Genomic DNA, 22,537 nt, shown 5'->3' with positions numbered 1-22,537 from the left:
TCATCAAACCATTGAAAACGCCCTCTTGTGAGGGCGTTTTTTTATGTGCGCTATCGCTGGCCGAATGCATCAGGATATGAGATCCCTTCGATGGGATGGAAGCGTGTGGGCTGAAGGTCATGGCGTAAACAGGGGCCAGCATGCCAACAGACATACCCGCCGGATGGGCTAGCTGTCAGCCGCTTCCCATGTCCGGCCAGCATACGACAACCGGGATCCTGTCATGAAAGGAGCAAGGAGTGTGGCTGGGGTGTTCAAGGGAGACAAGCTACGCGCCGGCCAGGCAATGCGATGAGAGCTGGCCGAGCCGTGCTTCTCGAAGACGCCCTGGCTGAGCCGAGTCCCGCATCGCCAAGGGCTGGGTCTATTGCGTTCGTGGATAGCGGCATTGCCGCTGGAGAGTGCGGTTTACCATTGGAGGAATGGGTTATTTGTGCATAAAAAATGCCCGCCATCACTGGCGGGCATTTGCTTTACCGTTATGGTCTGGTGATTAGCCAAACAGCTGGTAAAGGATGGCGGAGATGGCAATGGTACCCATCAGAGCAACAAACGCGTTGCTGATGTGTCCCTGGTATTTCGCCATGGCTGGCACGCGTTTGATGGCGTACATCGGCATGATGAACAGAATGGTGGCGATGATGGGGCCACCCAGAGATTCAATCATGCCCAGGATGGAGGGGTTGGCAATGGCCGTGCCCCACAGGGTGAGGACGAAGAAGGCGATGATGAACATCTCCACCTTCTTGTGGTTCGGCTCTTTGCCGGATTTGCGCATGTTTTGGACGATCATCCCTTTCAGACCTTCACGGGCACCCAGGTAGTGGCCAAAGAAGGAGGATACGATGGCGACAAACGCAACCAGCGGACCGAAGTAGGAGATGAGGGGGCTTGCGTGCTGGTTCGCCAGATAGGAGAGCACGGCAATGTTCTGTGACTTGGCTTCTGCCAGCTGGGCCGGGGTCAGGCTCATGACGCAGGAGAAGACGAAGAACATCACGAAGCCCAGCAGTATGGTGGCAGTGCGCTTGAGAATGGCATCGGACTTCTCGACCGCATGTTCGCCATGATCACGACGCTGGGCCAAAGAGAAGCTGGAGATGGCAGGGCTGTGGTTGAAGGAGAACACCAGTACCGGGATGGTCAGCCACAAGGTAGTGGCGAAATCCTTGGCAGACGGCACCTGGGACAGGGCGGCACCCGTCCAGTCAGGGATCAGGTAGAAGGAGATACCCACCAGGATGGCGATGAGCGGGTAGACCAGGAACTCTGTGACCTTCAGCATCAGCTTCTCGCCGGCCAGCATCACAGACATCATGCCCATGATCAGCACGATGGAGAGGATCCAGCGCGGAGGGGCAGCCATCTGCAACTGGTTGACCATGAAGCTTTCGACCGTGTTGGTGATACCGACACCGTAGATCAGCACTATGGGGTAGATGGCAAAGAAGTAGAGCAGGGTGATTAATTTACCTGCGCCCACCCCGAAATGCTCTTCCACTACTTCGGTGATGTCGGCATTGGGTCGCTTGGACGAAAGTACAAAACGGGCCAGGCCACGGTGGGCCAGATAGGTCATGGGACCGACCAGCAGCGCCATGACCACCAGTGGCCAGAAGCCACCCATGCCAGCGTTGATGGGCAGAAACAGGATACCCGCGCCGACGGCAGTGCCGAACAGGCTGATAACCCAGGTAGAGTCTTGTTTGCTCCAACCGCGAGATTGGATTGAGCTCGTTCCTTGCTCCTGTGCGGCTGCAACGTCCTGTGCGCCTGTGACTGTATTTGACATGTGTCTCACCCCGAATGTGTGTTTTTTGTTGAGTCGGCGCAAGGATACGGTTTTTTTAATCAAAAATGTTGATCAAATTCACCTTTGCGAGGGATAAACCCTCACACTTTTATAGAAATGTGATCGAAAGAATAAAAAATCAATTTTTTTTTAGAAATCCATACGTTAGTTTATTGTTAACGCGCAAATATTGCACTGGAATATGTTTGCAAAATGTTACATGGCAAGTTGGTGGGATAGCTGGCGGATCATGCTGGCAGTCGCCCCCCAGATGAAGTGATCCTGCCAGGGTATCCAGTAGATGGTGTGCAGCTGATCGGCCCTTGGAATGGTCAGGGCTATGTGGTGGCGTGGGTCCAGCAGATGATGGAGTGGTACTTCAAAGGCCTGAGCCACTTCATCCTGGCTCAAGGTGAGTTGATAATCGGCGGCAACCAGCCCCAGCACGGGTAGCACATCGTATTGGGAAATGGTGTTGAGGGGGGCCAGGGTACCGATGATCTCGACCTGAGCCGGTATGATGCCCAGTTCCTCCCAGGTCTCCCGCAATGCCGTGTGGATCAGGGTGTGATCGCCCGGATCCTGCCGCCCGCCAGGGAAGCTTATCTGTCCCGCATGATGACGCAGGTGTGCGCTGCGGCGGGTCAGCAGCAGTTGCAAGCCGTCAGCACGCTCCACCAGAGGCAGCAAGACGGCAGCAGGTTTGAGCCCTGCCACCGTCAGGCGATGGGCGGGGGCAGGGCGTTGCAGTAAAAAGCGGGTCAGCAGTTCGGCGCGGTCCATCTTGTTTATTTTCTCGAATCGTCTCTCAATCCTGCGCTTGGGCTTCTTTTCTGGTCACTCCGTTATCCATTCTGTCAGCTTCTCAGCCTATCCAGCAACGGCAGTATGCGGGCCACCTTGTCATAGGTTTCCTGATATTCACTGTCCACATCGGAGTCGGCGATGACGCCACCCCCGGCCCAGCAGTGCAGTTGGCCGTCTGCCGCTATTAGAGTGCGGATGCAGATGCTGGTGTCCATCCGGCCATGCTGGCTCAGATAGCCGATGCTGCCACAGTAAGCGTTGCGGCGCTGGGGCTCCAGCTCCTCGATGATCTCCATGGCCCTGATCTTGGGGGCGCCGGTGATGGAACCGCCCGGGAAACAGGCGCGCAGCAGATCCACCGCCTGCCAGCGGCTATCCAGCTCGCCGTGGATGGTGGACACCAGATGATGCACCGCCGGGAACGACTCCACGGCAAACAGGCTGGGCACGCTGACGGAGCCCGGACGGCTCACCCTGCCGATATCGTTGCGCAGCAGATCCACGATCATCAGATTCTCTGATCTGTCCTTGTCGGCGCCAGCCAGCTCGAGGGCGCTGGCCCGATCTTGCTGCGGATCGGCGAGTCGGGGGCGGGTACCCTTGATGGGCTTGGTTTCTATATGGCGATCATCAAGCAGCAGAAACCGCTCGGGGGAGAGGCTTAGAATGGCGCTCTGTGGCAGGCGAACAAAGGCCGAAAACGGAGCCCGGTTGGCGCGGGACAACACCTGATAAGCCTGCCACTCATCGCCGCAATAGGCGGCGCTGAAGCGCTGGGTCAGGTTGATCTGATAACAGTCCCCGGCACTCAGGTAAGCCTGTACTCGCGCAAATTTCTCGCCGTACTCGGCGCGGCTCATGTTGCTGCGCCACTCGCTCTGCAGGGCAAATGGCGGTGTTGGCATCTCGTGCTGCGCGGCCAGCCACTGCAGCCGGCGATGGAGGCCTGCTTCATCACCCCAATGCACCAGCTGCCAGGCGCCGCTTGCTACGTTGCGCAGCAGGGCCCAGTCATAGATGCCGACTGCCATGTCCGGGACGGACACATCCTGTGCGGCCAGTGTCGGCAATCGCTCGAATCGACGGCCAAGATCATAGCCAAACAGCCCGAGGGCGCCGCCAATAAAGGGCAATTCGTCACAGTGCGGTGCTTTCTCGCCCAGCAGCTCCCGTTGCCATTGTGCCAGCAGGGTCAGGGGATCCGTGTCAAACGACAGACACTGTTCGCCCCGGGTTATCCAGGTCAGTGGCCCCTCTGTCTGCAGGGTTGCCAGCGGGTCGGCGCTGATGATGTCAAAGCGGTTGTCCGCTCCCTGCTGGCCGGCCGATTCGAGCAACATGGCCCAGGGCTGATGATGCAGACGGGCAAACAACGCATGCAGCGCTGTCTGGTGATCAAAGTGGTGGATATGAAGAGTTGGTTTCATTTTTTGTTACACAGGCAACAGTTTGCACCCTGCTCCCTAGCCGGTATGGGGGGGCAAGCGTATCATAGGCATCGGAATTTTTAGAACAAACACGCCGTTGTCTATCGGGCCGACAGGCATATCGCCTGACACTATGACACCGAAGCACGGCTCATATGGAAGCCCTTGCTCTGCCACCACGACGGAGACAAGGACCAGTGAGGATGATATGAGCATCATTAAAAAACAGGATTTTATCGATTCCGTCGCCGACGCCCTGCAGTACATCTCCTACTATCACCCCCTTGATTTCGTCCATGCTGCCAAGGCTGCCTATGACCGTGAGGTCAACCCGGCCGCCAAGGATGCCCTGGCCCAGATCCTGATCAACTCCCGCATGTCAGCCGAAGGACATCGTCCCCTGTGCCAGGATACCGGTATCGTTACCTGCTTCGTCAAGATAGGCATGCAGGTGCAGTGGGACAGCGACATGACGGTACAGGAGATGGTGGATGAGGGGACGCGCCGTGCTTATACCAATCCGGACAACCCGCTGCGCGCCTCCGTGCTGGCCGACCCGGCCGGCAGCCGCAAGAACACCAAGGATAACGCCCCTGCTGTCGTGCATATCGACATGATCCCGGGCAACAAGGTGGAAGTGAGCATAGCGGCCAAGGGCGGCGGCTCCGAGAACAAATCCAAGATGGTGATGCTCAACCCATCCGACGATGTCGTCGAGTGGGTACTGAAAACCGTGCCGACCATGGGCGCCGGCTGGTGCCCGCCCGGTATGCTGGGCATCGGCATTGGTGGCACCGCCGAGAAGGCGGCCGTGCTGGCCAAGGAAGCCTTGATGGAGCACATCGATATTCAGGAGCTTATCGCCCGTGTTCCCAAGACCACCGAAGAGAAGCTGCGGGTCGAACTCTATGACAAGGTCAACAAGCTCGGGATCGGTGCTCAGGGTCTGGGCGGCCTCACCACAGTGCTGGACGTGAAGGTCAAGAGTGCCCCGACCCATGCCGCCTCCAAGCCGGTGGTGATGATCCCCAACTGCGCCGCCACCCGCCATGTCCACTTCGAGCTGGATGGCTCGGGGCCGGCCGAGTTGACCCCGCCGAAACTGGCCGATTGGCCGGAGATCACCCGCGAAGCCGGGGCCAATGTGCGTCGTGTCAATGTTGACGGTATCACCAAGGCGGAGCTCGCCAGCTGGAAGAGCGGCGACACAGTACTTCTCTCCGGCAAGATCCTTACCGGTCGCGATGCAGCCCACAAGCGCATTGCCGACATGTTGAAAAATGGCGAGGGTCTGCCGGAAGGGGTCGATTTCACCAACCGTTTCATCTATTACGTTGGCCCGGTTGATGCGGTTCGTGACGAAGTGGTTGGCCCTGCCGGTCCCACGACGTCCACCCGAATGGACAAGTTCACCGACATGATGCTGGGGGAAACCGGTCTCATCGGCATGATCGGCAAGTCAGAGCGTGGCCCCAAAACTGTCGAGAGTATCAAGCAGCATAAAGCCGTTTATCTGATGGCCGTGGGGGGCGCAGCCTATCTGGTCGCCAAGGCGATCAAGAAGTCGCGGGTGGTGGCTTTTGCCGATCTGGGTATGGAAGCCATCTACGAGTTCGAGGTGGAAGATATGCCAGTGACGGTGGCTGTTGATTCTCAAGGCAACAATATCCACGAAACAGGCCCGGCCTACTGGTCGGCCAAGATTGCCGAGCTGGATGGCAAGCTCTCCTGAGCGTCGTGTTGAGCCAGGGCCAAGGATACTCGCATCATTCCTGTGGGGTGGCATGAGCAAACGACCAGGCCGTCTGTGACATTGGGTGACAGCGTAAAAAGGCGACCTCAGGGTCGCCTTTTTCTATCGCCCCGCAGGTTGGCGTTGGTACTGGCTCAGGCGCACAGACCAGACGAGTCACTTCTGCTTGGTCACTCTTCTAGGGCCCTTTTCTGGCGCTCTTGCCTGATCCCTTCTCCCCTTGGTCCATTTCTTCACGGCGATTCCGAGTCTCCAGGCTGTTCTGGACCATCAGTGGTTGAGGTAGACATCCTGTCCGCCGTAGGCCAGCGGGCCGCTGTGCACGGGCAGTAGCGTTCCTGCAGGCTCGAAAAAGCGGGTCAGCACCCCGAAGCGTTGCCCCAGTTTGCTCAGCTTGACGCGATCCAGCGAAACCTGTGCAGGCAGCCAGGTCAAGACGGCTGCGCAGTGACCATTGCCCAGACTCTGCTCCAGCATTAGCTGCCAGTTCTTGATCTTGGGGCTGTGAACCACCAGCACCCGAGCGGGGTTGATCCCCTGAGCCTGCAGCTGTTTGGCCACTGGCAGGCCTGGCGGGGCAATCAGCAGGATCCAGCCCGTGTCGCCATGGCTCAACCTCACCAGCTCATCAAGCAATGGCAGCTCATCGTTGGCAGGCGCGGTGTGGCACGCTTCTTCCACCTTGCTTTGATGGCGGGTTGGCCAGGGATTGCTCATGCTGACAGACGCGGCGAAAGGGAGGTGACTCATGGGCTGGCTCATATGTTTGTCCTGTATGGATAACCATGCTGTATGTGTATACAGTAGTTGCAACTCAGGTCAGTGACAAGCCATTTATGGCCAAAAATGTGATCAAGCTGGCAGGGGATGAACTCATATAATTGATTGTAAAAGATATTTTATTTTTACCGGGGCGCTTATTTTTTAGGCTGTGGACAAAGAGGGAGGTGGCGCCCATGGTTATACAGTATCTGGATGAAGAGGAGAGATGAAGATGGACGTCAGTACCTTGCAACGGCTGGATGCCAATATCCTGCTCGGGATCATCAATGAAAAGCTGCGCCTGGAGTGTGATGGCCTGGAGGAGCTACTGGCTTATTACGACATGACGGAGGATCAACTGGCTACCCGGTTAATGCAGATAGGCTATCACTACGACCCCATGAGCAATCAGTTCAAGGCCCATGGTTGAAGGGGAGTCGATCGTCGTCATCGGGGGTCCAATCTTGCTTTATGAACAGCGCACATTGAAATCGTTTTCAATGTGCGCTGAATTTTCAGTTATTTTCATGGATTTTCAGTACTTGGCAATGATTGAAAACCTATTCACGGATTTATATTTGCATTTATTTGTTAAATTGCTGATTTTAAATGAAATTTGCGTTCCTGGTTAATAAGTTTCAGGAAAGGGTTTTCAAGCTTGAACTGTCATTTTTATACGTTAAAGTGTGACTTGCGTTAACTTTTAAACCATCGGCTTTAGCTAGTATGCCCACGCCGGAACATATTCTGAGATAACAACAGCACCGGTCCCTGATGGGATAACAATTTTATTATTCTGTAACGAAGGAAATGGTTTATGGCTACCAAGAAGAAGACAGACCAGGATCTCCAACTGGATAAAGATCAGCTCAAGGCGAGTATCGTGCGTCACCTGCGTTCTACCTTGGGTACAAGCGAACAGAAAGCCTCGCCAGAAGCGTGGTGGAAAGCAACCGCAGCCGCCGTCAACGAACAGGTGTACGAGCGCCTGACCCGTACTCAGCAGACTCACTTCAAGAAAGATACTCGTGCGATTCACTATCTCTCTGCTGAATTTCTGATGGGGCGTTTGACCTCCAACAACCTGCACAACCTCTCCCTGTACAAAGTGTGTGAAGAGGCGCTGGGTGAACTCGGTCTGGAACTGACCGATTTGTGTGAACAAGAGCCGGACATGGCGCTCGGCAACGGTGGCCTTGGCCGCCTGGCTGCCTGCTTCATCGACTCCCTTGCCACCCTGAACTACCCGGCTGTCGGTTATGGCATCCATTACGAGCACGGCCTGTTCCGTCAGGAGATTAAGGATGGTCGCCAGATCGAACGCCCGGACTCCTGGCGTGAATATGGCAATCCCTGGGAGATCTGCCGCCCGGAATCCGTGCAGGAGATCCCGCTCTACGGCTATGTGGAAACCGTGTTCGGCGACAAGGGTGGCCTGAAGAAGGTATGGCACGCAGGCCGCAAGATCAAAGGGGTGCCTTGGGATATCCCTGTGGTGGGCTTTGGCGGTCACACCGTCAATATCCTGCGTCTGTGGGAATCCCGCGCCTCCGAGTTTTTCGACTGGGACGTGTTCAACGCCGGTGGTTACATCGATTCCCAGGCTGAAAAAGCCCAGGCCGAAACCATCTCCAAGGTGCTCTACCCGAATGATGAAACAGATGCGGGCAAAGAGCTGCGCCTGATCCAGCAGTACTTCTTCTGTGCCTGCTCCATCAAGGACATCATGCGCCGCTACAAGCGGGTGCATGGCAGTGACTTCAGCAATTTTGCCGCGCAAATTGCCATTCAGCTCAACGATACCCACCCGACCGTAGCTATCCCTGAGCTGATGCGGGTGCTGGTGGATGAGGAAGACTTGAACTGGGATGCCGCCTGGGCCATCTGCTATCGGGTCTTCTCCTACACCAACCATACCCTGCTGCCGGAAGCGCTGGAGAAGTGGTCTGTCAGCCTGTTTGAGAAGGTGCTGCCCCGTCACCTGGAAGTCATTTACGAGATCAACGCCCGCTTCCTGAGCGATCTGGTCGAACCCAAGTGGCCAGGCAACGATGCCATCAAGGCCAAGCTCTCCATCATCGAAGAGGGGGATGTACGCAAGGTGCGCATGGGCAACCTGTGCGTGATCGGTTCGTCCAAGGTGAACGGCGTGGCCGAGATCCACTCCAAGCTGGTGAAAGAGGATCTCTTCCCCGAGTTCGCCGAGCTGTGGCCAGAGAAGATGTGCAACGTTACCAACGGCGTGACCCCACGTCGCTGGCTGCTGGCCTGCAACCCAGAGCTGGCCGAGCTCTATAACGAAGTGGTGGGCAAAGAGTGGCCGCTGCAGCTCGACAAGCTGCGCGCCGTCACCAAGTTTGCCGACGACAAGGCATTCCAGCAGCAGTTCATGACCATCAAGCGTCATAACAAGGAGAAACTGGTCAAGGTCATCAAGGCCGAAACCGGCATCGATGTGAGTGCCGAGGCGATCTTTGATGTCCAGATCAAGCGTCTGCACGAGTACAAGCGCCAACAGCTGAACCTCATTCATATCATGGCGCTCTACCGTCGTCTGCTGGCGAACCCTGACTATGACATGCACCCGCGCGTGTTCATCTTTGGCTCCAAGGCGGCGCCCGGTTACAAGTTGGCCAAGGACATCATCTACGCCATCAACAAGCTGGCGGAGCGGGTCAACAACGATGCTCGCATCCAGGGCAAGCTGAAAGTGGTGTTCATGCCGAACTACCGCGTGAGTCTGGCCGAGAAGCTGATCCCGGCGGCCGATGTCTCCGAGCAGATCTCCACTGCCGGTTACGAAGCCTCCGGTACCGGCAACATGAAGATGGCACTGAACGGCGCCATCACCATAGGCACGCTGGATGGGGCCAATATCGAGATCGCGGAAGAGGCGGGTGCCGAAAACTGCGCCATCTTCGGTCTGAACGTGGATGAGGTGAAGTCTCTGAAGGCGCGCGGCTACAACCCGTACGATTTCTACTATGCCAACTCCGAGCTCAAGGCCGTGCTGGATTGGTTCGACACCGACTATTTCACGCCGGGCAAGCCGGGGGAACTCTCCTCCATCAAGCGCTCCTTGCTGGAAGGGGGGGATCCCTACCTGACCCTGGCCGATTTTGCTTCCTACTCCGATGCGCACAAGCTCATCGATACCTGGTACCGGGATCCGGCGCTGTGGGCGAAGAAGGCCATCATCAATTCGGCTACCATGGGCAAGTTCAACTCGGACCGTTCCATCCAGGACTACGTGGATCGGATCTGGAACCTGAAGAGCTGCAACGTACAAGGTTGATAACTTCTTGATATGAAAAAGCCCTCGCAATGCGAGGGCTTTTTGTTTCAAGGGCCACTTGGGGATCAGAGAATGTCGCCAACAAAGTAGGCCAGGACCGCCAGTAGAATGACAAAGACAATGTTGAGGGCCATCCCGGCTTTCATCATCTCCTTCTGGCGGATATGACCGCTGGCGAAGACGATGGCGTTGGGTGGGGTGGCAACCGGCAGCATGAAAGCGCAGGAAGCACCTATGGCGATCAACACGGCCATGACGACAGGAGAAACCCCCAGGGCTTCGGCAACACCGGCAAACAGCGGGATGAGCAGGGCGGCGGTGGCGGTGTTGGAGACCAGTTCGGTCAGGAACACCACGAATGCCGCCAGCATCAGCAGAATGATGAAGATATTGGCATCGGCCAATACGGCCGACAGGTGACTGGCCAGGAAGGCACTGGTACCGGTTGCCTTGAGAATGGCACTCAGGGTCAGGCCACCACCAAACAACATCAGCACGCCCCAGTCGGTGTTCTGATTGATGTCATCCCAGCTGGCGACCCGGCTGACGGCGATGGCAATGATGGCACCCATGGCGATCAGGGTGTCAAATTGCGGGATGCCCCCCAGTGCCTTGGCAATGGGTTGAGAGCCGATCCAGAGTACGACCGTAGTCAGGAAGATTGCCAGGGTTACCTTGCGCTCGCGGGTCCAGTTGATGGTGACATCCTGGATCTCCACTCTGTGGTTGAGCTGCGGACGCGTCACCAGATAGAGCAGGGCAATGCCGCAAGGCATCAGGATCAGCACCACAGGCACACCAAACTTCATCCAGTCGGTAAAGCCAATTCCCATCTGGGCGGCGGCGATGGCATTGGGTGGGCTGCCGACCAGGGTGCCGATGCCGCCTATGCTGGCGCTATAGGCGATACCCAGCAGCACGAAGACGAAGGTGGCACGATCCTGCTGGCTGTCGAGACGCGCCAGCATGCCAATGGCCAGCGGCAGCATCATGGCGGTGGTTGCCGTGTTGCTGATCCACATGGACATGGCCGCCGTGATGGTAAACAGCAGTATGACACCCCAACCCAGATGGCCATTGGCCAGGTGCATTACCTTGCCTGCCATCAGGGTATCCAGCCCCTGCTTGGAGAGGGCGGCTGCGAGGGCGAAACCACCGAAAAACAGGAACAGGATGGGGTTGGCAAAGTCGGTGAGGGATTTGCCCATGTCAAACACCCCGAGCACTGTGGCCAGCAGGGGCACCAGCAGCGCCGTGATGGTGACGTGCAGGGCTTCGGTCAGCCAGAGAATGGCGATGAAGACCAGGATCCCCAGCCCCTTGTTGACCATGGGATCAAACGGCAGCCAGGCCAGCATGGCACAGAGCAACAGCACATCCAGGATGACAATCCCGGATTTGATGTCCAGCCAGCGAGATGGAGTAGTCGAGGGTACAGCCGATGTGTGCATATTGTTCTCTCGGTTAATTTATGGTTGTTGTTGTGTTGCCGAGATTACAATTATTCCCCTGTTTGAAACAGGGGAAAGTCGTCAAACCATGCCGGGACTCACAGAGTCAAATCGGCAAGAAACACTTAAAAAACAAAAATTAAACAATTATTTATCATTCAGGGCTGGATGACGGAGGTCACCCACTCCTTGAACAGGCTCTTGGGCAGAGAGCCGCTGCGTTGTGCCACCATCTTGCCCTGCTTGAATATCATCAGGGTGGGAATGCTGCGGATGGCGTAACGGGCTGCGATGGCAGCTTGTTGTTCCGTGTCGACTTTGACAAAACGGAAGTTGGGCTCAAGCTCGCTGGCAACTTGCTGAAAAATTGGTGAAAATTGTAAGCATGGTCCGCACCAGCTGGCCCAGAAGTCCACCACGACAGGAAGGTCGGATTGGATCAGGGTATCGAATTGATCCTCACGGCCGATGACAGGGGTGGTGCCAAACAGCGAGGACTTGCAGCGGCCACATTTCGCATTTGAATCCATTTTTTCGGCGGGCAGGCGGTTTCTGGTGAAGCAATGGCTACAATAGGTAGTGATAAATGACATAATTGATTCCTGTAAGCATAAGCCCTGCAACATCTTTATTGCACTGACAGGGCAGAGTAACGGTAACATAGCAGTCAGTTATCTTTCACAGCCAGTGGTCCGTTGGCGGATACACGGTCATGACATGAGAATCGAGACGGGATGAATAATGTGACACGGGTCAATCGTGTTGTCCTGAGCCTGATCATCGTCGCGCTGCTGGCGTTTGCCGGCTATTGCTGGCAACTGCTCAGCCAGCAACACAAGGCCTCCGAGCTGAGTGTGGCAGCGGAATTGATCCTCAATCGGGTCAATACCGACACTATTTATCTGCTGGGACGCGAGAAAGCCAATGATGGCAATGTACAGCAACGCCTCAACCAGTTGTCGAGCAACCTGGACAGCTTCGTGCGCCAGGTGCGCAACGATCCGGATACGGCCGATAGTCCCAACTCCCAATCCCTGCTGCACGATATCGACAGCTACCTGCTGGACCTGGCCAAGCTCTACTCCATGGAGATGGCCATCCAGTATATAGAGCAGCCTTTTCAGAAGCAGCTCAATGCCTTGCTGGCGACCCTGCCTGCCAGCTCTGCGCTGGCCATTGATCTGGTCGAACTGGCGCAGCTTAGCCACTACCTCAAGCGCAGCTGGGACAGGGGTGAGCAACGGCAACTGCAAGCGCTGCAGCAACGACTCAAGACCGCCTATCCCGAGTATCCCCAGGTGGCCGGGCTTGCCCAGTTGAGCGAGGACGTCAGCCGTCAGGTGGTGGATTACCATGTGTTGCGCAACCAGGTTATCGACATGCATGAGCTGGATGGCTTGTCGGTCTGGAAACAAAGCAAAATGGAGCAAGCCTCCTCCCTCAAGAGCCGTTTCTACCTGATGGTACTCGCGGGCGCCATGGTCTGCTTCGCGCTGGTGGCGGTGACCCTGTGGCGTCGCAACCAGAAGTTGAGCGAGTTGTCACGCCAGACCGGCTTGCTGGCGCAGGCAAAAAGCGATTTTCTGGCCAACATGAGCCACGAGATCCGCACTCCCATGAATGCCATCATAGGTTTCAGTTCCCTGGCGCTGCAAACCGAGCTGGATCAGCAGCAGCGGGATTACCTCAGCAAGATCAAGTCTTCGTCAGATACCTTGCTGCTGCTTATCAACGACATTCTGGACTTGACCAAGGTGGAGTCCGGCAAGCTGACCCTGGAAGAGATCGATTTTGACTTGAGCGAGCAGATAGATTCGCTCGCCGGCATGTTTGCCGATCTGGCCGAGCGCAAGCAGGTCGAGGTTATCATCAACAAGTCCCCGGCTGTGCCCGATTTCCTGCGCGGCGATCCGCTGCGCCTGGGCCAGGTATTGGTCAATCTGGTCAACAACGCCATCAAGTTTACCGAGCGGGGCGAGGTGGAAGTGGTCATCACCTTGGTCAACCAGCATCCCATGCGGGTGCGTTTCAGCGTGCGGGATACCGGGATTGGCATCGCCGAGGATAAGCAGGACCAGCTGTTCCAGCCTTTCACCCAGCTGGAGGCGGGTAACACCCGCAAATATGGTGGATCAGGTCTTGGCCTCAATATCTCCCAGCGTCTGGTCGAACTGATGGGCGGGCAGATCACTGTGCAGAGCAAGCCGGGGTCCGGCTCTGTATTCCAGTTCGAGATCCCCATGACCAAGGCGGTGTACGGGGTATCGGGCCGCCGGGTCTTTTTCGAGCATCAGCCGCTCATTCTGGTGATGGATGACAATGAACTGGTGCTGGACCTGGCCAAGGATATTCTCGGCCGTGCCGGTGTCCGGGTCGTGGCCGTCAACAGCCTCTCCCGGGCGCGTCAGGTGCTGCGGGAAGAGGGGCAGAATATCCGGCTGGCCATTCTGGACTGGCGCATGGGACAGGAGGATGGCCTGGATCTGGCCCTCGAAATGTACCAGCACAGCCAGTGGCGGCGACTGCCAATCCTGATGACCAGTGCCTGGGCCAAGGAGGGGCTGCACGGGCGGATGGAGAGCATGGGCCTGACCCACTTTCTGCCCAAGCCCATGACCGAGAATTCCCTGCTGGCCAAAGTGGATGAGCTGCTCAATGGCAGCTCCCATGATCATCAAGTCCGCCAGGCAGAAGCCCAGGGAGATCAGCAGCACTTTCGTGAGCTGCTGCAAGGTGTCCGGGTCTTGCTGGCGGAGGACAATAGAGTCAACCAGCAACTCATCATCGAGTATCTGCGCCGGATCGATGCCGTGGTGACCGTGGTAGGTAACGGGCGCGAGGCGGTCGAACGGGTAGCCGAGCAGCCTTTTGACGTCATCCTGATGGATTTGCAGATGCCGGTACTCGATGGGTTGGATGCGACCCGCCAGATCCGCAAAATGGTCGACAAGCATGACGTGCCCATCATAGCGCTGACGGCCAGTGCCATGCCCGGTGACAGGGAGCGTTGCCTCGGTGTCGGTATGAACGGGTATGTCACCAAGCCGGTCAGCAAGCTGGATCTCTACAACAACCTGTTGCAGTGGGTGAAGAGCGCCAACGGCGAGCGCCGGATCCCGTTGGAGGTGAAACCCCCTGATCTGATGGGAGTACTGGATCTGGAAGATGCCCTCAAACGGCTGGAGCAAGACAAGGAGGCGCTGCAGATCCTGTTCAAGCTGTTTATGTCCGAGCACAAGGATGATCTGTGGGAGATCCGCTCCGCCCTGCGTCGCCAGCAACCCGAAGTGGCCTGTCGTCTGTTGCATACCCTGAAGGGGGTGTCGGCCAATATCTCCGCTGCTCGCCTGCAGATCATGGCCGGTGATTTGGAGTGGCGACTTCGCCAGCAAGAGGAGTTGACCGAGCCGGATCTGGAGCAGTTGCAGCAGGTATTCAGTCAGACCCGGGAGGAGGTATCTCACTTTCTGCTGACCGGAGAGCAGCATGAATCACCATACAGCCCCGTGGGGCAGCGAGATGATCGCTTATTGTAGGGAGACAAATAGCAATAATTCTCAAGCCAGTCACTTCAGGCTATCATGACCCTCTCGTATCGCCCCCTTCTGGGGGCGATTGCATTACGTTTCCCCGTGACGGGCGGCAGCCTTGGGCTGGCCGCGACAAAGGACATCTACGTGAGTGTATTCTCAAGGCTGGGCTGGTTCTTCAAGGAGCAGTGGCGGCGTTATCTGATCGCCATCTCCTTGCTGATGATGGTGGCACTGTTGACCGTGATCCCGCCCAAGGTGGTGGGTTGGGTGGTGGATGGCATCGCCAAAGGCTCTCTCGACAACGACACCCTGATGGGCTATCTGGCGGGGCTGTTTGTGCTCGGTCTGCTCATTTATCTGCTGCGCTACGTATGGCGGGTCATGTTGTTTGGTGCCTCCTATCGGCTTGCCTATGTGCTGCGCAACCGACTGTTCAGCCACTTCACCCGCATGAGCCCCGATTTTTACCAGCGCCACCGCACCGGTGATCTGATGGCTCACGCCACCAACGATATCCAGGCGGTGGAGATGACAGCCGGGGAAGGGGTATTGACCCTGGTGGACTCCATCATAGTCGGGGTGCTGGTGCTCTCCATCATGTGCAGCCAGTACTCCTGGCAGCTGACCCTGCTCTCCCTGCTGCCCCTGCCTGTGATGGCATTCTTCATGAACCGCTTCGGTACCCAGATCTACAAGGAGTTCAAGGCGGCGCAGGGAGCCTTCTCCCGTCTCAACAACAAGACCCAGGAGGCGCTCTCTGGCGTGCGGGTGCTCAAGTCTTATGCGGTTGAATCCCTGGAAGACAAGGGCTTTGCCGAACTGACCCGACAGGCGGGGGCGTGCAACATGGCGGTGGCCCGCATCGATGCCAAGTTCGACCCCGTCATCTACCTCTGTATCGGTTGTTCCTACTTTCTCGCCGTTGCCGGTGGCAGCGTGCTGGTGGTGCGTGACGAGCTGACGCTGGGGGAGCTCACCAGTTTCACCATGTATCTGGGTCAGCTCATCTGGCCCATGTTTGCCATCGCCTGGCTGTTCAACATCATAGAGCGGGGCAGCGCCGCCTATTCACGCATCGAGAGCATGCTGGCCGAGCGCAGCGACATCGAAGAGCCGACGGAGCAGGCGATGTTTGTCTCTCCCTTCCCGCTCCAGGCCAAGGGGGTGAGCTATCAGCTGGAGCAGCGCACCTTGCTGCGCAATATCGACTTCACCCTCCACAGAGGCGGCATGCTGGGGATCGTCGGGCGCACCGGGGCTGGCAAGAGCTCGCTGCTCAAGCTGTTGATGCGCCTTGCCAATCCCACGTCTGGTGAGCTCACCATGGGCTCCGTGCCCATAGCGCAGCTGGCCCTTGGCGATCTGCGCGGCCAGTTTGCCTATGTGCCCCAGGAGCCGTTTTTGTTCTCCACCACCATAGCGGCCAACATCGCCCTTGGCCGGCCCGATGCCAGCCAGGAGGAGATAGAGCGGGTGGCGCGCATCGCCTGTGTGCACGATGACATCTGCCGCTTCCCCAAGGGCTATGAGACCGACGTGGGGGAGAAGGGTGTGACCCTCTCTGGTGGTCAGAAACAGCGACTTTCCATTGCCCGCGCCCTGCTGTTGGCGGCGCCAATCCTGGTGCTGGACGATGCCTTGTCGGCGGTGGATGCCCATACCGAGCAGCAGATACTGCAAGCGCTCAAGGCCCATAGACGCACGCTGATCCTGGTCAGTCATCGCATGACGGCAGTGGAGCAGGCCGACGAAATCCTGGTGCTGGAGCAGGGCTACATCAGCGAGCGGGGCCGCCATGGCGCCCTGATGGCCCACAACGGCTGGTATGCAGACATGGTTCGTTACCAGCGACTGGAACAAGATGTAGAGGAGAGTTTGTGAACCCGACCATTGAATGGCGACTGACTGCCTGGTTGCGCCCGTTACTCGCGTCTGAAACAAGATGTGGGGAGACGCTGTGAATCCAACGATCAAACGCCTGCTCGCTTATTGCGCCCGTTATCCTCGCTGGCTGGTTCAGGCGGGGATCTGCCTGCTGCTGGCCACCGGCGCCGAAGTGGCCGGCCCTCTGCTCATCAAGCTCTTTATCGATGACTATCTGGCACCCCGCCAGCTGGTGTGGCCTCCCATTGCTGCCATCGCGGCTGGGTATCTTGGCCTGCAAGTGCTCTCGGCGGCGGGTTTCTATCTGCAATCCCTGCGTTTCAACCGCATCGCCCAGGCTGTGGTGCAGACCTTGCGCGAGCAAGTGTTTGCCACCGCGATCCGGCTGCCGGCCCGCTACTTTGACCAACATCGCTCCGGCTCGCTTATTTCCCGCATCACCAACGACACAGAGGCCATCATGAACCTCTATGTGCAGGTGATCGGCCTGCTGGTACAAAAAGTGGTGCTGCTGTGTGGCATCCTTATCTCCATGGCCCTGCTGGATGTGCGGTTGATGCTGGTGTGCGCCTGCTTGCTGCCGGCAGTGGCGGCTGTGATGTGGCTCTACCAGAAATTGAGCGTGCCCGTGGTACGGGCGACCCGCAGCCTGCTCTCCGACATCAACAGCCGCCTCAATGAGTCGCTGCAGGGAATGCCGGTCATTCAGGCCATGGTACAGGAGCGCCACTTTGCCAACGCTTTTGCCGAGGTGAATCAGCAGCACTGGTCGGCGCGCCTCAAGAGCCTCAAGATCAACGGCATACTGCTGCGCCCCCTTATCGACCTCTTCTACATGATGGTGTTGATCGGCCTGCTGGCCCTGTTTGCCCGCGAGGGCTTGAGTGCCGGTGGCGCCATCCAGGTGGGGGTGCTCTACGCCTTCATCAGCTATCTGGGTCGCATGATAGAGCCGCTCATCGAGATGACCAACCAGCTCAACCAGTTGCAACAGGCCATGGTGGCCGGGGAGCGGGTATTTGCTCTGCTCGACGAGTCCCGTGAGAGCACGCAAGGCGAGAGTCCTGCGTTGCAGGGGCGGGTCAGCTTCGACAAGGTGAGCTTCTCCTACGATGGCCAGCAACAGGTGCTGCGGGAGGTGAGCTTTGCCGCTCGCCCTGGCCAGATGCTGGCGCTGGTGGGTCACACCGGCAGTGGCAAGTCCACCATCATCAGCCTGTTGATGGGGTTTTATCCGGTGGATCAGGGCACCATCCGCTTCGATGATCATCCCATGGCTGAACTGTCGCTGGCGGCGGTGCGCCGCAGCATAGGTCTGGTGCAGCAGGATCCCTTTATCTTCGTTGGAACTTTGGCGGAAAACCTGCGGCTCGGCCGTGACGGCATCGATGAGGCACGGCTCTGGCAGGCATTGACCGAGGTACAACTGGCAGACTTCGTGCTGAGTCTGCCGGATGGGCTGGGTACCCTGATGGAGGAGGGGGGCAAGAACCTCTCCGCCGGTCAGCGGCAGTTGCTCTCCTTCGCCCGCGCCCTGGTGGGGGATCCGCGCATCCTCATCCTGGATGAAGCCACCGCCAGCGTGGATTCCCAGACCGAGCTGGCGCTCTCCACGGCGCTGGCAGCAGCCCGCCGTGGCCGCACCACCATCGCCATCGCTCACCGGCTCTCGACCATAGTCGATGCCGACGAGATCCTGCTGCTTTCCCGCGGTCAGGTAAATGAGCGGGGCACCCACGGTGAGCTGATGACGCAGGGAGGACACTACGCCCAGCTGTTCGAGATGCAGAGTCAGGGGGCCTGGCTGGAAGAGAAACGGGCCTGATCGCAAGGCCCGTTGTAAAAAAGAGAGGGAGCCCGAGGGCTCCCTCTCTTTTTTTGTGTTCACCGACAAGCAGCAGAAGCGTGATCGGCAACCTTGTAGAGCAGGGTAGTTGCGTGGCAACATGCTGTTTACATTAACTCATCGGATCAGTTTGCATATGGACCTGCAACGTTTCAAAGCCAATCTGGCGCTCCGGCTGTTTGCCTGGCGCTACATTCCCGTTATCGGCTTTTGTGCCCCCGTGATCGAACGGATGGATGCGAAGGCATTGCGCATTCGCATTCCCCTTGGCTGGCGTACTCGCAACCATCTGGGCAGCATGTATTTCGGCGCCCTGGCGACCGGTGCCGATCTGGTGGGGGGATTGCTGGTAATGGAGAAGGGACGGACGAGAGGCAAGAAGGTACATTTTGCTTTTAAAGATGTACAGGGGGAGTTTCTGAAGCGGCCCGAGGCGGATGTGCAGTTTGATTGCGCCGCCGGGGAAGAGATAGATGCCATGATCGACGAATCATTGGCGACGGGGCAGAGAGTCAATCGTCCCATCCAGGTGGTGGCGACTTGCCCGTCACTGAATGGGGATGAGGCGATGGCGCGCTTTGTGCTGACCTTGTCGATCAAGGCCAGCTAGTCAGCAACCGGCTCACTTGCACCTCCTGGCAGGAGGGAAGCGGCCGGTCTTCTGGCTCGGTTCCGCTTGCATCACGACTGTCATGTCGCGGATGCCAGCCACTGACTAGGTCACTTTTCTGATCTTCTGGTAGTGCTTGCGGGGATCAGAGGATCTCAGGGCTCACGCCCTCTTTTACCACGACTTTCATGCCGTTGAAGTTGACCACTTGCTCGGCCACTATCTTGCAGCGTTTGCGGGTCTCGACCTGACCGTCCACTTCCACCAGACCGTCGGCGACGAGCGCCTTGGCCGCGCCGCCACAATCGGCCCAACCCTGATGCTTGATAAGGTCACACAAGGCAACGAAGGGGTGGCCTTCGAGCAGAAACGTCTCCATGGGAAATCCTCTAGATGGATGAATGGCTGAAACAGCAGGGCGAGTATTTTAGGCAGTTCAGGCCAGCAATGAAAGGGCGGGGTAGAGAAGGCATCATAAAAGCAGCGTGACAATGTGAACGACAAGCGTCAGCCCAGCGGGTGCCGGGCTGACTCAGGGAGTGCAAGTATTGATGTCAGCCCACCTTCACCACGGCTTCTCCGGTCACGGCGAGGGCGCCGCCAGCGGCAAGGATGCGGGTGGCCAGGGTGATGATGGGCTTGTCACTGCGCATGGCGATGATCTCCACCTCGGCCGTCACCTCATCTCCCACAAATACCGGCTGCTTGAAGGAGAGGCTCTGCCCCAGATAGACGGCGCCCTTGCCTGGCAACTGCTGGCCTAGCAGCCCGGAGAAGAGGCTGGCCAGCAGCATGCCGTGCACTATGGGACGCTCGAATGGCGTGGTAGCGGCAAAAGCCGAGTCCAGGTGCAAGGGATTGAAATCCTCCGACAAGCCGGCGAAGGCCGCGACTTCGGCCGCGCCGAACCGTTTGGTCAGGCTGGCTTTTTGCCCAATTTCAAGGGGGAGTGTGTTCATGCGGGCTCCTCCTCCGGGGTGTTGGCAAAGACAGGGTTAAGCCGCACCTTGACATAACCGCCGGGGGCCGCCTCCAGTCCCTCGCTCGGGATGCGGGCGGGTACGGACGTGGCCTCCTCTTCACGCCCCTTGATGAAGGCTGCCATCTCGGGCCACCAGGAGCCGCTTTGATGGGTTGCCTGCTCAAGCCAGGCGTCCGGGGTGTCACTGCTCGCATCGCTGTGCCAGAAGCCGTACTTGTTGGCCGCAGGCGGGTTGATGATGCCGGCAATGTGGCCCGATTCGGCCAGGATGAAGCGCTGCTCGCCGCCAAACAGCTTCATGCCCTGCCAGGTGCCCTGCCAGAGGGCGATGTGATCGTCCATGGCCGAGACCAGCAGCACAGGGGTCTTCACCTTGGCCAGGTCGATGCGGGTGTGGCGGATCTTGAGTTCCCCCTTCACCAGCTGGTTCTCCAGATAGAGACGGCGCAGCAGACTGTTGTGGGTCTTGCCCGCCACGTTGGTGCTGTCGCTGTTCCAGTGAAGGAGATCGAACGCCACCGGGCTCTGGCCCTTGAGGTAGCTGTCGATGTAGTAATTCCAGTAGAGGCTGTTTTCCCGCAGCAGGCTGAAGGAGACCGCCAGCTGGCGTCCATCCATGATGCCCTTGGCCTCATTCTGGGCCTCCAGCGCCGCTATGATGGGCTCGTGGATGAAGATGCCAAGCTCCCCCGGCTGGGAGAAATCGAGCAGTGTGGTGAACAGGGTGGCGGAGCGCACCCGCTGTTTCTGGCGCCGCGCCGCCAGCCAGCCCATGGCGAGCGACAGGGCGGTGCCGCCGATGCAGTAACCGATGCCGTGCACCTCACGCTCGCCGGTGGCTGCTTCCACGCCGTCCAGCGCGGCGATCACCCCATCGACCACGTAGTCGTCGAGATCGATATTGGCCTGCTCCACCCCCGGGTTGCGCCAGGAGATCATGAATACCGTCTGGCCCTGGGCGACCAGCCAGGCGACCAGAGAGTTCTGGGGCCGCATGTCCATGATGTAGTACTTGTTGATGAAGGGCGGCACTATCAGCACCGGTGTCCTGGCCACGGTTTCCGTGGTCGGGCTGTACTGGATAAGCTCGTAGAGCTCGGTGCGTTGCACCACTCGGCCCGGCGTCAAGGCCAGATCCCGCCCCAGTTCGAAGGCGGACTCGTCGGTCAGGCGGATGTTGAGCTGATCGGCGCTGCGCTCCAGATCCTCGGCCAGCAGGGCCAGTCCGCGCACCAGATTCTGGCCGTCGGATTCCAGGGTGAGCCTGAGCAGCTCGGGGTTGGTGGCCAGAAAGTTGCTGGGCGCCATGGCATTAAGGTATTGGCGGGTAAAAAAGCGCAGTCGTTCCCGGCTCTTCTGGGGCACCCCTTCCAGCGCATCTACCGAGGCCAGCAGGTGCCTGGCGGTCAGCAGATAGGATTGCTTGAGGTAGTCATAAAGGGGCTGGTCACGCCAAGCGTCGTCCTTGAAGCGGCGATCGCTGCGCTCGGGTGTGATCACCGGCTCGCTCTCCTGGCCTGCGCTTTTGAGCAGGGTGTGCTGCATCAGCTTGAGCTGATCCTGCCACCAGTTCATCTGGGCATTGATCAGTTGCCAGGGTTGCTGAGTGCCCTGTTCCAGTACCTGGCCCAGATCGTCCAGATTGGTCTGCAACAGCGCCTGCGCCGTGCGCTCCGTCTGTGCCTTGGCCATGTCCAGCAACTTGTCGTTATAGTGGGCCAGGGCCTCGAACAGCGGGCCGTAAGATGATTGGCTCATGTTCTCTCCTTCACCCACACCCGTGACAGGGCGAGCCTGTCGTGTCGGGTCATGGGGAGATGTGGCTGCCCGCATCGGGCAGCCAGGGGGATATCAGGCCTTGCCCGTGCTCTTTTTGATGCCGTCGGCCGCCAGGGTATCCAGCTCTTCCTTGAACTGCAGACCCAGCGCATTGAGCTTCTGGATGTCATCCAGCATCTGGCGGGATAGCTGGCTGGCGGTTTCCAGCTGCACAGTGCCGAGGGCCGCCAAGCTCTGGGCATCCTGCACCTTGCCAACCGCCTGCAACTGGCTCAATCCCAGTTCGGCATAGGCATTGGCGGAAGCCAGCTGCAACCGGGTCAGTTGTTCAATATTGCTGGCCAGCAGCTGGTTGTAACGGGTGAGGGGGGCAGCAAAGCCTTGCATCTGCTCGGTAAAGGTCTTGATTACGTCCATATTCATCGCGCGTCTCCGTGGTTGACAGCAGGGTATTGCAAAAGGCCGACAGGCCCATTCTTTGGTTACATCAGTTCGACTACATCCTGAAGTCGTTGCGTGTCGTTTGCTCTGTTCAAACGCACGTTTGAGCATTGTGTTACCAAATGAGGCTTGATGTAAATAATATAAATGTTAATTTTTGCTTAAATTTTGATTC

Annotated in this window: 17 protein-coding genes; 7 read left to right on the top strand and 10 right to left on the bottom strand. The window is 58.1% G+C overall.

Annotated features, from left to right (window positions below; translation table 11 throughout):
* Positions 1-493 precede the first annotated feature (493 nt).
* The 3 genes from GWQ27_RS19885 to pabB all read right to left on the bottom strand — a co-directional run bounded on the left by GWQ27_RS19885 (position 494) and on the right by pabB (position 3,939).
* Positions 494-1,792: a serine/threonine transporter gene (locus GWQ27_RS19885; RefSeq protein ID WP_034523441.1), complete on the bottom strand. Its 1,299-nt coding sequence runs from the start codon at positions 1,790-1,792 to the stop codon at positions 494-496.
* Positions 1,793-2,008: 216 nt separating this feature from the next.
* Positions 2,009-2,575: a CoA pyrophosphatase gene (locus GWQ27_RS19880; protein WP_059113760.1), complete on the bottom strand. Its 567-nt coding sequence runs from the start codon at positions 2,573-2,575 to the stop codon at positions 2,009-2,011.
* A 74-nt stretch (positions 2,576-2,649) separates the two neighbouring features.
* Positions 2,650-3,939, bottom strand: coding sequence for an aminodeoxychorismate synthase component I (pabB, locus tag GWQ27_RS19875; protein WP_275908153.1), 1,290 nt, complete (start codon positions 3,937-3,939; stop codon positions 2,650-2,652).
* Positions 3,940-4,234: 295 nt separating this feature from the next.
* On the opposite strand from pabB, the gene GWQ27_RS19870 reads away from it, so the two are divergent.
* Positions 4,235-5,758 (top strand): fumarate hydratase, encoded by a 1,524-nt coding sequence (locus GWQ27_RS19870; RefSeq protein WP_275908150.1) that lies wholly within the window; start codon positions 4,235-4,237, stop codon positions 5,756-5,758.
* 291 nt (positions 5,759-6,049) lie between these two features.
* Here the strand turns inward: GWQ27_RS19870 and GWQ27_RS19865 are convergent, their stop codons facing one another.
* Complete coding sequence (locus tag GWQ27_RS19865; protein WP_099993470.1) at positions 6,050-6,541, bottom strand: cell division inhibitor; 492 nt, start codon at positions 6,539-6,541, stop codon at positions 6,050-6,052.
* A gap of 232 nt (positions 6,542-6,773) precedes the next feature.
* Between GWQ27_RS19865 and GWQ27_RS19860 the strand changes: the two genes are divergently transcribed.
* Both GWQ27_RS19860 and GWQ27_RS19855 read left to right on the top strand, forming a co-directional pair.
* Positions 6,774-6,971, top strand: coding sequence for a DUF4250 domain-containing protein (locus tag GWQ27_RS19860; RefSeq protein WP_005311031.1), 198 nt, complete (start codon positions 6,774-6,776; stop codon positions 6,969-6,971).
* Positions 6,972-7,358: 387 nt separating this feature from the next.
* Entirely contained in the window at positions 7,359-9,836 is a 2,478-nt protein-coding gene (locus GWQ27_RS19855; protein WP_021138280.1) for a glycogen/starch/alpha-glucan phosphorylase, read from the top strand.
* Positions 9,837-9,901: 65 nt separating this feature from the next.
* Here GWQ27_RS19855 and GWQ27_RS19850 read toward each other — a convergent pair whose 3' ends face one another.
* Together GWQ27_RS19850 and trxC are read right to left on the bottom strand one after the other, a co-directional pair.
* Positions 9,902-11,287: a DASS family sodium-coupled anion symporter gene (locus GWQ27_RS19850; protein WP_021138281.1), complete on the bottom strand. Its 1,386-nt coding sequence runs from the start codon at positions 11,285-11,287 to the stop codon at positions 9,902-9,904.
* Between the two features lie 158 nt (positions 11,288-11,445).
* Positions 11,446-11,880, bottom strand: coding sequence for a thioredoxin TrxC (trxC, locus tag GWQ27_RS19845; protein WP_034523445.1), 435 nt, complete (start codon positions 11,878-11,880; stop codon positions 11,446-11,448).
* 141 nt (positions 11,881-12,021) lie between these two features.
* On the opposite strand from trxC, the gene GWQ27_RS19840 reads away from it, so the two are divergent.
* The 4 genes from GWQ27_RS19840 (at position 12,022) to GWQ27_RS19825 (ending at position 19,160) form a co-directional block, all read left to right on the top strand.
* Positions 12,022-14,823 (top strand): response regulator, encoded by a 2,802-nt coding sequence (locus GWQ27_RS19840; RefSeq protein WP_275908149.1) that lies wholly within the window; start codon positions 12,022-12,024, stop codon positions 14,821-14,823.
* A gap of 141 nt (positions 14,824-14,964) precedes the next feature.
* On the top strand, positions 14,965-16,701 hold the full coding sequence (locus GWQ27_RS19835) for an ABC transporter transmembrane domain-containing protein (RefSeq protein WP_265421440.1): 1,737 nt from the start codon (positions 14,965-14,967) through the stop codon (positions 16,699-16,701).
* Between the two features lie 76 nt (positions 16,702-16,777).
* Positions 16,778-18,529: an ABC transporter transmembrane domain-containing protein gene (locus GWQ27_RS19830; protein ID WP_265421441.1), complete on the top strand. Its 1,752-nt coding sequence runs from the start codon at positions 16,778-16,780 to the stop codon at positions 18,527-18,529.
* A gap of 157 nt (positions 18,530-18,686) precedes the next feature.
* Entirely contained in the window at positions 18,687-19,160 is a 474-nt protein-coding gene (locus GWQ27_RS19825) for a DUF4442 domain-containing protein (RefSeq protein ID WP_058394447.1), read from the top strand.
* A gap of 145 nt (positions 19,161-19,305) precedes the next feature.
* Here the strand turns inward: GWQ27_RS19825 and ybcJ are convergent, their stop codons facing one another.
* From ybcJ to GWQ27_RS19805, 4 genes are all read right to left on the bottom strand, one after another.
* Positions 19,306-19,539 (bottom strand): ribosome-associated protein YbcJ, encoded by a 234-nt coding sequence (gene ybcJ, locus GWQ27_RS19820; RefSeq protein WP_005311045.1) that lies wholly within the window; start codon positions 19,537-19,539, stop codon positions 19,306-19,308.
* Positions 19,540-19,714: 175 nt separating this feature from the next.
* A complete protein-coding gene (locus tag GWQ27_RS19815; protein WP_265422841.1) occupies positions 19,715-20,119 on the bottom strand; it encodes a MaoC family dehydratase in 405 nt (134 codons plus the stop codon).
* The gene (locus GWQ27_RS19810; protein WP_265448364.1) at positions 20,116-21,900 is read right to left on the bottom strand and encodes a class I poly(R)-hydroxyalkanoic acid synthase; all 1,785 of its coding nucleotides are present in this window, start codon (positions 21,898-21,900) and stop codon (positions 20,116-20,118) included. The genes GWQ27_RS19815 and GWQ27_RS19810 overlap by 4 nt, the downstream gene beginning before the upstream one ends.
* Positions 21,901-21,993: 93 nt before the next feature.
* A complete protein-coding gene (locus GWQ27_RS19805; protein ID WP_021138288.1) occupies positions 21,994-22,344 on the bottom strand; it encodes a phasin family protein in 351 nt (116 codons plus the stop codon).
* Between the last annotated feature and the right edge of the window lie 193 nt (positions 22,345-22,537).

The organism is Aeromonas sp. 5HA1, from assembly GCF_029237245.1.
GTDB classification, from domain to species: Bacteria; Pseudomonadota; Gammaproteobacteria; order Enterobacterales; family Aeromonadaceae; genus Aeromonas; species Aeromonas salmonicida.
Note: the sequence above shows the minus strand (reverse complement) of the source record. Positions and strands in the feature narration are given on the sequence as shown.